This window comes from Brevundimonas sp. (genome assembly GCF_035627055.1).
In the GTDB taxonomy this organism is placed as follows: domain Bacteria; phylum Pseudomonadota; class Alphaproteobacteria; order Caulobacterales; family Caulobacteraceae; genus Brevundimonas.
This window is the reverse complement of the sequence record NZ_DASPMM010000021.1, coordinates 1-11,429: the sequence shown is the minus strand read 5'-3', so window position 1 is coordinate 11,429 and position 11,429 is coordinate 1. Positions and strand designations below refer to the sequence as shown.

Annotated in this window: 12 protein-coding genes; 5 read left to right on the top strand and 7 right to left on the bottom strand. The window is 71.0% G+C overall.

Annotation, left to right across the window (positions count from 1 at the left end):
• Both VEA98_RS10630 and VEA98_RS10625 read left to right on the top strand, forming a co-directional pair.
• Positions 1-656 (top strand): division plane positioning ATPase MipZ (locus tag VEA98_RS10630; RefSeq protein ID WP_324813987.1); only part of this gene is annotated, 656 nt, incomplete at its 5' end.
• A 4-nt stretch (positions 657-660) separates the two neighbouring features.
• Positions 661-1,080 (top strand): molecular chaperone DnaJ, encoded by a 420-nt coding sequence (locus tag VEA98_RS10625; RefSeq protein WP_324813985.1) that lies wholly within the window; start codon positions 661-663, stop codon positions 1,078-1,080.
• Here the strand turns inward: VEA98_RS10625 and topA are convergent.
• The 7 genes from topA to ruvX form a co-directional block, all read right to left on the bottom strand.
• Positions 1,077-3,689 (bottom strand): type I DNA topoisomerase, encoded by a 2,613-nt coding sequence (gene topA / locus VEA98_RS10620; RefSeq protein ID WP_324813983.1) that lies wholly within the window; start codon positions 3,687-3,689, stop codon positions 1,077-1,079. The two genes, VEA98_RS10625 and topA, sit on opposite strands and share 4 nt — an antisense overlap.
• A gap of 92 nt (positions 3,690-3,781) precedes the next feature.
• The gene (gene dprA / locus VEA98_RS10615) at positions 3,782-4,876 is read right to left on the bottom strand and encodes a DNA-processing protein DprA (RefSeq protein ID WP_324813980.1); all 1,095 of its coding nucleotides are present in this window, start codon (positions 4,874-4,876) and stop codon (positions 3,782-3,784) included.
• Entirely contained in the window at positions 4,873-5,514 is a 642-nt protein-coding gene (plsY, locus tag VEA98_RS10610; protein ID WP_324813977.1) for a glycerol-3-phosphate 1-O-acyltransferase PlsY, read from the bottom strand. The genes dprA and plsY overlap by 4 nt, the downstream gene beginning before the upstream one ends.
• A gap of 15 nt (positions 5,515-5,529) precedes the next feature.
• Positions 5,530-6,816 carry a dihydroorotase gene (gene pyrC, locus VEA98_RS10605; protein ID WP_324813975.1) on the bottom strand — a complete coding sequence of 429 codons (1,287 nt, stop codon included), beginning with the start codon at positions 6,814-6,816 and terminating at the stop codon, positions 5,530-5,532.
• Positions 6,813-7,796: an aspartate carbamoyltransferase catalytic subunit gene (locus VEA98_RS10600; RefSeq protein WP_324813973.1), complete on the bottom strand. Its 984-nt coding sequence runs from the start codon at positions 7,794-7,796 to the stop codon at positions 6,813-6,815. The genes pyrC and VEA98_RS10600 overlap by 4 nt, the downstream gene beginning before the upstream one ends.
• Before the next feature lie 23 nt (positions 7,797-7,819).
• Complete coding sequence (locus tag VEA98_RS10595; RefSeq protein WP_324813971.1) at positions 7,820-8,740, bottom strand: AEC family transporter; 921 nt, start codon at positions 8,738-8,740, stop codon at positions 7,820-7,822.
• On the bottom strand, positions 8,737-9,213 hold the full coding sequence (ruvX, locus tag VEA98_RS10590; RefSeq protein WP_324813969.1) for a Holliday junction resolvase RuvX: 477 nt from the start codon (positions 9,211-9,213) through the stop codon (positions 8,737-8,739). The genes VEA98_RS10595 and ruvX overlap by 4 nt, the downstream gene beginning before the upstream one ends.
• 77 nt (positions 9,214-9,290) lie before the next feature.
• On the opposite strand from ruvX, the gene VEA98_RS10585 reads away from it, so the two are divergent.
• From VEA98_RS10585 to gatA, 3 genes are all read left to right on the top strand, one after another.
• Positions 9,291-9,815, top strand: a complete 525-nt coding sequence (locus tag VEA98_RS10585) for a hypothetical protein (RefSeq protein WP_324813967.1) — start codon at positions 9,291-9,293, stop codon at positions 9,813-9,815.
• 83 nt (positions 9,816-9,898) lie between these two features.
• Positions 9,899-10,186 (top strand): Asp-tRNA(Asn)/Glu-tRNA(Gln) amidotransferase subunit GatC, encoded by a 288-nt coding sequence (gene gatC / locus VEA98_RS10580; protein WP_324813964.1) that lies wholly within the window; start codon positions 9,899-9,901, stop codon positions 10,184-10,186.
• A 3-nt stretch (positions 10,187-10,189) separates the two neighbouring features.
• Positions 10,190-11,429, top strand: a 1,240-nt coding sequence (gene gatA / locus VEA98_RS10575; RefSeq protein WP_324813961.1) for an Asp-tRNA(Asn)/Glu-tRNA(Gln) amidotransferase subunit GatA, incomplete at its 3' end; no start/stop codon positions are given.

The following is an 11,429-nucleotide window of genomic DNA, read 5'->3' as shown; positions in this document are numbered from 1 at the left end:
TCGACAACCGCCTGGCGTGGAAGGCGGCTAATCCCGCCGCAGAGCTGCCGGCGCCGCTCCATATCCGCCTGGATGAGGGAGCGTCCGTTGAAGGGGCCATCGACGCCGCCGCCGCCTCGGGCGCGGGGATCGTGCTCATCGACACGCCCGGGTCCGATACGGCTGACTCCCGGGCGGCCCATGGCCGCGCGGATCTCGTTGTCACGCCGATGAACGACAGCTTCGTCGACTTCGACCTGCTCGGGCAGGTGGATCCGGTCACGCTCGAGTTGCTCAAGCCGTCGATCTATTCCGAGAGCGTCTGGGAGGCGCGAAAGCACCGCGCCATCACCGAGGGCCGCGCCGCCGCCATCGACTGGATCGTGGTGGTCAACCGCATGGCCGTGGCCGCGGCCCGCAACCGCCAGCGCCTCGAGGAGCGGACGGAGAAACTGGCCCGCCGGGTCGGCTTCCGCATCGGCCCGGGCCTGCGCGACCGCGTCATCTACCGCGAACTCTTCCCGTTCGGCCTGACCGTCGCCGATCTCTCCAACGACGTCCGTCCCGTGGCCGTGTCGCTGGCCCACGTCGCCGCGCGACAGGAACTGCGCAATCTGATGCAGGCGCTCGGCCTCGACGGCGGCTCCCTGAACGCCCCGCTGGACGAAGCGGCGTGAGCTCTTGAGCCTCGTCTGGCTGGCGCTGGCGGCGATCGCCGTCTGGGCGCTGGTGCGGCTGGGCCGGCAGACGGAGCGGCGAGGGCAGGGCCACTGGCGCGTCACCGCCACCCTGTTCAGCGCCGTGCTGATCGGCGGCGCCGTCCTGCTCGCCGCCCGGGGCTCCTGGCTCCCCGCCGCGGCTCTCGCCGCAGCCGGCCTGTGGCTGACCCTCGCCTCGCGCCAGCGCGCACCGGGCCCGCGCACCGAAGCCATGACCGAGGCCGAGGCCCGCTCGCTGCTCGGCGTCTCCGCCGACGCCACGCCGCAGCAGATCAACGCCGCCTGGAAGCGGCTGATGGCCCGCGCCCACCCGGATCAGGGCGGCACCGAGGGCCTCGCCTCCCGCCTCAACGCCGCCCGCGACCGCCTGCTGAAAAACTAGGCCTTGGCCGCGGCCTTCTTGGCGGCCGGCTTCTTCGCCGCGGTCTTCTTGGCCGCGGGCTTCTTCGTCGCCGCCTTCTTCGCCGGGGCCTTCTTGCCCTTCGACGGAGCCGCCGCCGCCCGTGCGGCCAGCAGCGGCAGGGCCGCCTCCAGCGTCAGGTCCTCGGGCGCCGTGCCCTTGGGCAGGGTGGCGTTGATCTTGCCCGACTTCACATAGGGCCCAAACCGCCCGGCCATGACGTGGATCGGCTCGCCCGTTTCCGGGTGGGCGCCGAGGTCCTTCAGCGGCGCCGCGGCCGCGCCGCGTCCGGCGAACTTGCCCGCGCGTTTCTCGGCCAGCAGCACCACGGCGCGGTTCAACCCGACCTCGAACACCTCGTCGATGTCGGCGACATTGGCATAGGTCCCCGCGTGCTGCACGAACGGCCCGTAACGGCCGAGGCCTGCCGTGATCGGCTTGCCGTCCTCGGGATGCAGCCCGACCTCGCGCGGCAGGGCCAGCAGACGCAACGCCTGCTCCAGCGTCAGCGAGGCCGGCGACCAGCCCTTCGGCAACGACGAGCGCTTGGGCTTCTCCGCCCCCGGCGGCGTGGTCTCCACATAGGGTCCGAACCGTCCGATCTTCAGGTGCACCGGCTGCCCCGTTTCCGGGTCGACGCCCAGTTCGCGGTCCGTCCCGGCCCCGGCGTCCGCCGCGCCGCTGCCGAAGCCGCGGGTGTATTTGCACTCGGGATAGTTGGAGCAGCCGATGAAGGTCGACTTCATCTTGAAGCTGGCCTTCAGGTGCAGCCGTCCCGTGCCGCAGACCGGGCACAGGCGCGGGTCCGAACCGTCCGCCTTGGGCGGGAACAGGAACGGCCCGATCGCCTCGTCCAGCTTGTCGATCACGCCCTGCTGGCCGGTGACCTCGTCCGTGGCCGGCTTCAGCTGGCCCCAGAAGTCGCGCAGCAGCTTCTTCCAGTCCAGGTCGCCCGCCGACACCTCGTCCAGCTGGGTCTCCAGGTCGGCGGTGAAGTCGTACTCCACCCACTTGCCGAAGAACTGCTCAAGGAAGGCCGTGACCAGCCGTCCCGTGTCCTCGGGGATGAACCGGTTCTTGTCGGTCCGCACATAGCCCCGGTCGCGCAGCGTGGTCAGGATCGAGGCGTAGGTCGACGGCCGCCCGATGCCCAGCTCCTCCAGCTTCTTGACCAGCGTCGCTTCCGAGAAGCGCGGCGGCGGCTCGGTGAAATGCTGCTCGGTGCGAATGGCCTCGACCTTGACCGTCGCGCCTTCCTTCAGAGCGGGCAGGCGGGTGGTGTCGTCCTCGTCGTCCTCGCCCGACTTCGGCTTGTCGTCTCGGCCCTCTTCATAGACCGCCATGAAGCCGTCGAAGGCCACGACCTGACCCGTGGCGCGCAGCGCGGTCTCGCCCATCGGCTCCTCGATTTCGACCGTGGTCCGGTCCAGCCGCGCCGATTCCATCTGGCTGGCGATGGTGCGTTTCCAGATCAACTCGTACAGCCGCTGGAGGTCGCCCTCCAGACGCAGGGTCTCGGGCGCCCGGGCCATGTTGGTCGGGCGAATGGCCTCGTGGGCCTCCTGCGCATTCTTGGCCTTGGTCTTGTAGAAGCGGGGCTGCTCCGGAACGTAGGCGGGGCCGAACCGGCTGCCGATCACCTCGCGGGCCTGGGCGATGCCCTCCGGGCTGACGTACAGGCCGTCGGTCCGCATATAGGTGATCAGGCCGCCCTGGTCGTCGACGCCCTCGTACAGCTTCTGCGCCGCCTGCATCGTCCGCTGCGCCGTGAAGCCCAGCTTGCGGCTCGCCTCCTGCTGCAGGGTCGAGGTCATGAACGGCGGGCTCGGCGCGCGCTTGACCGGCTTCTTCTCGATCGAGCGGATCGTGAAGGTCCCGGCGTTGATCGCCTCGCGCGCCGCCGAGGCCATGGCTTCGGAGGTGATGTCCAGCCGCTGCACCCGTTTGCCGGCGTGCTTGACCAGCCGCGTCGTGAACGGCGGGCTGTCGGCGGTCAGGTCGGCCTCGACCGACCAGTATTCCTGCGGCCGGAAGGCCTCGATCTCCAGCTCGCGGTCGACCACGATGCGCAGCGCCACCGACTGCACCCGCCCGGCCGAGCGGGCGCCGGGCAGCTTGCGCCACAGCACCGGCGACAGGGTGAAGCCGACCAGATAGTCCAGCGCCCGCCGGGCCAGATAGGCCTCGACCAGCTCCATATCCAGCTGGCGCGGATTGGCCATGGCCTCCAGCACCGCGCCCTTGGTGATGGCGTTGAAGGTGACCCGTTCGACCGGCGTGTCCTTCAGCGCCTTCTTCTTCGTCAGGATGTCCAGCACGTGCCAGCTGATCGCCTCGCCCTCGCGATCCGGGTCGGTGGCGAGGATGACGCGGTCGGCCTTCTTCGCCGCCTCGGCGATCTCGGACATCCGCTTCGAGGCCTTGGGATCGATCTCCCAGGACATGGCGAAGTCGTCGTCGGGCAGAACCGAACCGTCCTTCGACGGCAGGTCGCGGACGTGGCCGTAGGACGCCAGGACGTGGAAGTCCGGGCCCAGATATTTGTTGATGGTCTTGGCCTTTGCGGGGCTCTCGACGACGACGAGGTTCATGCGGGGAGGGGGCCTTGAAGGGGCTCGAAAGGGGGCGGAACGTGGTTGGCGCGGACGTCGCTGTCAATCGGCGGCGTAATTCGGGGCGGCGGTCAGAGCGAAACCAGCCCTCCCGGCAGCAGGGTCGCGCGTCCGGCGAGGCTCAGTTCCAGTAGGGCGGCGGCGACCAGTCCGATCGGGGCCGACAGGGCCCGGGCCAGCTCGTCGCGCGGCGTCGGCGTCGGCGACAGCAGGGCGGCGACGCGTTCCAGAAACGCCGCGTCGATGTCCTCCGGCGCGCCCTCGAACGGATTGTCCGCCGGCGGCTCCCGCAGCGTGCGCAACGTCGAGAAGGCCCGTTCCACGTCGTCCACCCCTTCGCACAGGATCGCGCCCTGCCGCAGCAGCTCGTTCGGCCCGCGGGACCTCGGATCGAGCGGCGAGCCGGGGATGGCGAACACGTCGCGCCCCTGTTCGGCGGCCAGCCGCGCGGTGATCAGCGACCCCGAGCGGATCTCGGCCTCGACCACGATCACGCCGCGCGACAGGCCGGAGATGATGCGGTTGCGCCGCGGGAAGTCCTTGGCCTGCGCCCGCGCCCCGATCCGGCTCTCCGAGACGACGCAGCCCTGCTCGACGATCTGCGCATAGAGTTCGGCGTTGTCCGGCGGATAGACGTCATCGACTCCGCCGCCCAGCACCGCGACGGTCCCGGTCGCCAGCGCCCCGGCATGCGCCGCGCCGTCGATCCCGCGCGCCAGTCCGGACACCACCACATGCCCGGCCTCGCCGAGCTGCTGCGACAGTCCGCGCGCGATCCGCTGCCCGCCCGCCGAGGCGATCCGGGCCCCGACCACGGCGATGCAGGGGCGGCTCATCAGGCTCGTATCGCCCAGCGCCCACAGCATCGGCGGCGGCGGATCGACCGCGGCCAGCATCTCCGGATAGTCCGCGTCGTCCAGAACGATCAGCCTCGCGCCGAGCCTCGCCCCAGCCTCGATCTCGGCTTCGATTTCGGCGGCGGGCGGCAGGTCATGCCCGTCACCGCCGCCGCGGCGGAGGAGGTCGGGCAGGGCTTCAATGGCCCGCTCGGCCGAGCCGAACCGGTCGAGCAGCTGTTTGAAGGTGACCGGACCAATCCGATCGGTCCGGGCGAGTCGCAATCGGGCGAACCGCTCCGTCTCCGGCAGCGGCGCCCGGGCGGTCACGCCTTTCCGGCCCCGATGCGCGGTTCCGTCCCCTTGAGCAGGCGGGCGATATTCTGGTGGTGCCGCACCCAGATCAGGGCCGCGGTGAAGGCCGCCAGCACCAGGATCGGCGCCGGCGCGGGCAGTCCCAGCGCCGCCAGCGGCAGCAGGGCGTAGAGCGGCGCGGCGGCGGCGGCGACCAGCGCCGCGAGCGAGGAAATCCGGAACACGGCGGCGACGATCAGCCAGGTCGCTCCGGCGAGCAGGCCGAGCGGCCAGGCCGCGGCCAGCAGCAGGCCGAAGAAGGTCGCCACGCCCTTGCCGCCCTTGAAGCCCAGCCAGACCGGGAACAGGTGGCCGAGGAAGGCCGCGCCGCCGGCGATGGCGGCGATCGCGGGCACGTCCGGAAACAGCGCCCGCGCCAGCAGCAGCGCCGCCGCCCCCTTGCCCGCGTCGAGCAGCAGGGTGGCGATGGCCAGGTCCTTGCGCCCCGTCCGCAGCACATTGGTCGCGCCGATGTTGCCGGAGCCGATCTGGCGGACGTCGCCGGCGCCCGCCGCCCGCGTCAGGATCACGCCGAATGGAATGGAGCCCAGCAGGTAGCCGCCCGCCGCGGCGAGCGCGAGCGTCCCCAAGGCGGGTCCGACCAGATCCTGCAACTGATTCGCTCCCCTCTAGCGTGCGTCGTGGACGATGCGTCCGCCGACGACGGTGAGCAAGACCTTGCCTTGCAGGCGGCGCCCATCGAAGGGCGAGTTCTTCGACTTGGATTTCAGGGCATCGGCGTCGATCACCACCGGCGCACCGGGATCGAACAGCATCAGGTCGGCCGGCGCGCCCTGCGCCAGCACGCCGCTGTCGAGCCCCAGCAGCGTCGCCGGCCCGTACGTCAGCGGCCGCAGGATGTCCAGCAGGTCGAGCCCATCCTCGTGATGCAGCGACAGCGCCGCCGGCAGCAACGTCTCCAGACCCACCGCCCCTGGCGTCGCCTCGGCGAACGGCCTCCGCTTGTCCTCAGCCGGGGCGGGGGCGTGGGCGCTGGTGATGGCGTCGATCAACCCGTCCCGCACCGCCTCGATCAGCGCCTGCCGGTCGCTCTCCGGCCGCAGCGGCGGGTCCATCCGGTAGAAGGTCCGGTAGTCGCCAATGTCGATCTCGTTGAAGCACAGATGGTTGATCGACACCGAGGCGGCGACCTCCAGTCCCCGGGCCCGCGCCCGCGCCAGCGTCTCCAGCGCGCCCTCGGTGGAGATCTGGTCGATCAGGAACCGCGCCCCGGTCTGCTCGACCAGCGCCAGGTCGCGCTCCAGCTGGATGCGTTCGGCGATGGCCGGCGCGGAGGCCAGTCCCAACCGCGTCGCCAACTCGCCCGAGGTCGCCACCGCCCCCTCGCTCAACCACGGATCGGCCGGGCGGCACGACACCAGCGCGTTGAACGCCGCCGCATAGCTCATCACCCGCTGCAGCATCCGGGTATTGGCGATGACCCGGTCGACGTCGGTGAAATACAGCGCCCCGGCCTCGTCCATCAGGCCGATTTCGGCCATCCGGTCCCCGTTGCGGCCCTGCGTCGCCGCCCCCGCCGCCCGCACATTGATCAGCTCCAGGGCCGCCCCGCGCCGCTGGATGAACTCGATCATCGCCGGATCGTCGATGGCCGGGTCGGTGTCCGGCTGGATGACGATGGTGGTCACCCCGCCCGCCGCCGCCGACAGCGAGGCCGACTTCAGCGTCTCCTTCGGCTCCGCCCCCGGCTCGCCCGTCTTGACCCGGATGTCGATCAGCCCCGGCGACAGGCACAGGCCGCCGGCGTCGACGACCTCGACGTCTTGCGGCGCGACGGCATCATGACCGTGGATGACCTCGACGATCCGCCCGTGCTCGACCAGCACCGCGCCCGGGCCGTCATAGTCGCTCGCCGCGTCCAGCAGCCGCGCATTGAGAATCGCCAGCGCGCTCATGCCCCGGCTCCCTCGCGTCGCGCCGACAGGGCCGCCAGCACCGCCATCCGCGCCGCCACGCCCATCTCGACCTGATCCTGGATCAGCGACACGGTCAGGTCGTCGGCCACATCCGAGTCGATCTCGACCCCGCGGTTCATCGGCCCCGGATGCATCACCTTGGCCCCCGGCCTGGCCCAGGCCAGCTTCTCGCGGTCCAGACCCCAGAAGCGGAAATACTCGCGGGTCGAAGGCACCAGGGCCCCCTCCATCCGCTCCAGCTGCAGGCGCAGCATCATCACCACCTCGACGCCCTGCAGCCCCTCGCGCATGTCGTGGAACACCTCGCAGCCCCAGCGGTCGGCGTCGCCGGGCACCAGCGTCGGCGGCCCGATCAGCCGCACCCGCGCCCCCATCATCGACAGCAGGGCGACGTTCGAGCGCGCCACCCGGCTGTGGGCGATGTCGCCGCAGATGGCCACGCTCAGCCCGCCCACGTCGCCGAACGCCCGGCGCAGGCTCAGCAGGTCCAGCAGCGCCTGGGTCGGATGCTCATGCCGCCCGTCGCCGGCGTTGACGACGGCGCAGCTGACCTTCTGCGACAGCAGGGCCGCCGCGCCCGACGCCGAGTGGCGAACCACCAGCACGTCCGGCTTCATGGCGTTCAGCGTCGCCGCGGTATCGATCAGGGTCTCGCCCTTGGCCGTGGACGAGGTGCGCGGGCTCAGCGCCGTCACATCGGCCCCCAGCCGCTTGGCCGCGATCTCGAACGAGGCGCTGGTCCGGGTCGAGTTCTCGAAGAACAGGTTCATGACCGTGCGGCCGCGCATCAGGTCCAGCGACTTCGACGATTGCCGGTTGAAGTCGACGAAGGCGTCGGCGAGGTCCAGCAACGGCGGGACAGTCGCGGCGTTCAGATCGCCGGCGGACAGGAAATGGTCGCGGGGGAACGGCGCCAGCCGCTCGTGGATCAGGTCGGTGACGGCGGCGGGCTGGGTCATCGAGGCCCGGCTATACGGTGGACTCACAGGAAACGGAAGGCCGCCAGCAGCAACGGGATGGTGGCGGCGCTGGCGACGGTGGTGAACGCCACCACTCCGGCGATCAGCGGCGCGTCCCCGCCCATCTGCCGCGCCAGCACATAGGAGGCCGCCGCGCCGGGCGCCGCTCCGGCCAGCAGGGCGATCCCCTGCGCCGTCCGGTCGCCGCCCAGCCAGCCGCAGACGTAGAACATGGCCACCGGCAACAGCAGCAGCTTGATCGCCGCCACGGTCACGATCAGCACGGGCCGGCTCGCGGCGTAGCGGAAGCTCAACCCCGCCCCGGCGGTGATCAGCCCCAGGGCGATCGCGCCCGGCCCCATCATCCCGAACACCCCCTCCATGATCGGATGCGGCTTCAGCCCGCTCAGGTTCAGCACCGCCCCGATCCCGCAGGCCCAGATGATCGGATTGCGCGCCAGCGAGCGTAGCGCCAGCCGCCAGCCCCCGCCCTGTCCCGCGCCCCACTTCGCCAGCGCCAGCACGCAGATCACGTTCAGCGCCGGGGCCAACACGCCGAAGGCCACCGCCGCCGTGCCCAGCCCCGGCTCTCCGAACACGGCCCCCGCCACCGGCAGGAAGACGAAGCCGTTCCAGCGGATCACGCCCTGGAACACGCTGGTGAAGCCGGGGTCGCTGACCCGGATCGCCGGCTTGGCCGCCAGCGTCGCCAGCGCGACCATGAACGACACGCCGATGGTGCTCAGCGCCACCGGCCCGGCCGTCCCCGCGCCGAAGTCCGCGCCCCACACCGCGGGCACGAGGAAGGCCGGGTAGAAGATGAAATAGGTCAATCGCTCGACCGCCCGCCAGCCGTCGTCGCCGAGCAGGCCGCGCACCTTCAGCGTCCAGCCCAGAGCGATCATGGCGAACACCGGCACGATCCCGGCCAGCAATCCGTTCATCGCGCGGCGGCGTCCCTCAGCCGGTCCAGCGCCCCCTGCAGGATCCAGGCGGCGGCGGTGCGGTCGACCACATTGGCCCGCCGCTTGCGGTTGAGGTCCAGCTCCTCGATCAGGAACCGCTCCACCGCGCTGGTCGACAGCCGCTCGTCCTGAAACGCGACCGGCACCTCGCGCAGCCGCTGAAGGTTGCGCGCGAAGGCCCGGCACGACTGCGCCCGCGGTCCCTCGCTCCCGTCCATGTTCAGCGGCAGGCCGATCACCAGCCCGGACGCCCTGCGCCCGTCCATCAGCTTCAGCACCGCCTCGGCGTCCTGGGTGAATTTCGTCTTGCGGACCAGCACCAGCGGGCTGGCGATCATCCGCGTCGCGTCCGACGCCGCCACGCCGATGGTCTTCTCGCCGAGGTCCAGCCCCAGCCACGGCGTTCCGGGCGGCGTGGCGGCGGCGAGCTCTTCGAGGGTCATGACGGTCACGGGCCTGCGGGTAGGACTGGCGCGCGCCCGAGTCAAAGTGCAAAGCTTCGTCCGCGTTTGACGAGGAGGGTCGTCCGATGAAACCGCTGCTGTTCCTCTCCGCCCTGATCGGGCTCGCCGCCTGCGATACCGGCGTCGAAAGCCGCAAGGAGGCCGTGCCTCCGGCCGAACAGGCCGCGCCGCTCGCCGCCGTCGCCCCGCTGGCCGCCTCCGGTCCCGCCGCCACGCTGCAGCCGGAAAACGACGCCGCCCTGCAGCAGGCCGCCGCCGTCGTGCGCCTCGACCAGCTGTCGGGGCAGGGGCCCTTGGCCGCCAAACTGTTCGGCACGGCCGGCGGCGACCCGGCCATGAACGGCCTCTACACCCACATCGCCTTCTTCCAGGGCCCGGCGGATGGCTGGCGCGTCTTCCGGCTCGGTGACGTGCTCGACTACCGCATCCTGTCCCAGCGGGCCGGACGCGTGGATCTGGAGCTCGAGGAAAGCACCATGGACGAGGCCACGGGCCGGATCGGCAGCCGCACCCGCCGGGTCATCGTCGGCTGGCCCATCGCCGCCGACGGCTCCGCCCCGTCCGAGGTGACCTTGACGCCGGCGCAATAGCGCGCGCCCCTCTCAGAATCCTTGTGAAACCGGGTCCGGGCGGCTAATCCCGCCCGCTTACGTTCTCGCTATCGGAGGGCCGCATGGCCATCGACGCCGCGACCGTGCGCCGGGTGGCGCACCTCGCCCGCATCAAGACCCCGGAAGACCGGCTGGAGCCGCTGGCCCGGGAGCTGAACGGCATCCTCGCCTGGATCGAGCAGCTCAACGAGGTCGACGTCGACGGCGTCGAGCCGATGACCTCCAACGTCCACCAGCCCCTGCGCCTGCGCGACGACGTGGTCACCGACGGGAACAAGATCGACGCCGTCCTGTCCAACGCCCCGAAATCCGCCGACGGCTTCTTCGTGGTCCCCAAGGTGGTCGAGTAAGCCATGACCGACCTCACGAAACTGACGCTCAAGGCCGCCCTCGACGGCCTCAAGGCCCGCGACTTCTCCTCGGAAGAGATCACCCGCGCCTTCGTCGCCGAGATCGACGCCGCCAACCCGCGCCTCAACGCCTACGTCGTCCAGACCACCGACAAGGCGCTGGACATGGCCCGCGCGTCCGACGCCCGGCTGGCGAAAGGCGAGGGCGGGGCCCTCGAAGGCGCGCCGCTGGGCATCAAGGACCTGTTCTGCACCGACGGCGTCCAGACCACGGCCGGCTCCAACATGCTCCGCGGCTTCGTCCCGCCCTATGAGTCCACCGTCACGTCCAACCTGTGGCGGGACGGCGCGGTCATGCTCGGCAAGCTGAACATGGACGAGTTCGCCATGGGCTCGTCCAACGAGACGTCGGCCTTCGGGCCAGTGGTCAATCCCTGGCGGTCGGCCGGCTCCAACGCCAAGCTGACTCCGGGCGGGTCGTCCGGCGGTTCCGCCGCGGCGGTGGCCGCCGAGCTCTGCCTGGGCGCCACGGCCACCGACACCGGCGGCTCGATCCGCCAGCCGGCTTCCTTCACCGGCACTGTGGGCATCAAGCCGACCTATGGCCGGGTATCGCGCTGGGGCGTGGTGGCCTTCGCCTCCTCGCTCGATCAGGCCGGCCCGATCGCCAAGACGGTCGAAGACGCCGCCATCCTGCTGAAATCCATGGCGGGTCACGACCCGAAGGACTCCACCAGCCTGCCCATCGAGACTCCGGACTTCGCGAGCTTCGTCGGCAGGTCGGTGAAGGGCCTGCGGATCGGCATCCCCAAGGAATACCGGGTCGACGGCATGCCGGCCGAGATCGAGAAGCTGTGGGAGCAGGGCATCGCCTGGCTGAAGGAGGCCGGCTGCGAGATCGTCGAGGTCAGCCTGCCGCACACCAAGTACGCGCTGCCGGCCTACTACATCATCGCCCCGGCGGAGGCCTCGTCGAACCTCGCCCGCTACGACGGCATGCGCTACGGCCTGCGGGTCGAGGGGAGCAACCTCACCGAGACCTACGAGAAGACCCGCGCCGAGGGCTTCGGGGCCGAGGTGAAGCGCCGGATCCTGATCGGCACTTATGTCCTGTCCGCCGGATTCTACGACGCCTATTACAACCAGGCGCAGCGGGTCCGCGCGCTGATCGCGCGCGATTTCGATCAGGCTTTCGAGCAGTGCGACGTGATCCTTGCGCCAACCACGCCGACCGCGAGCTTCG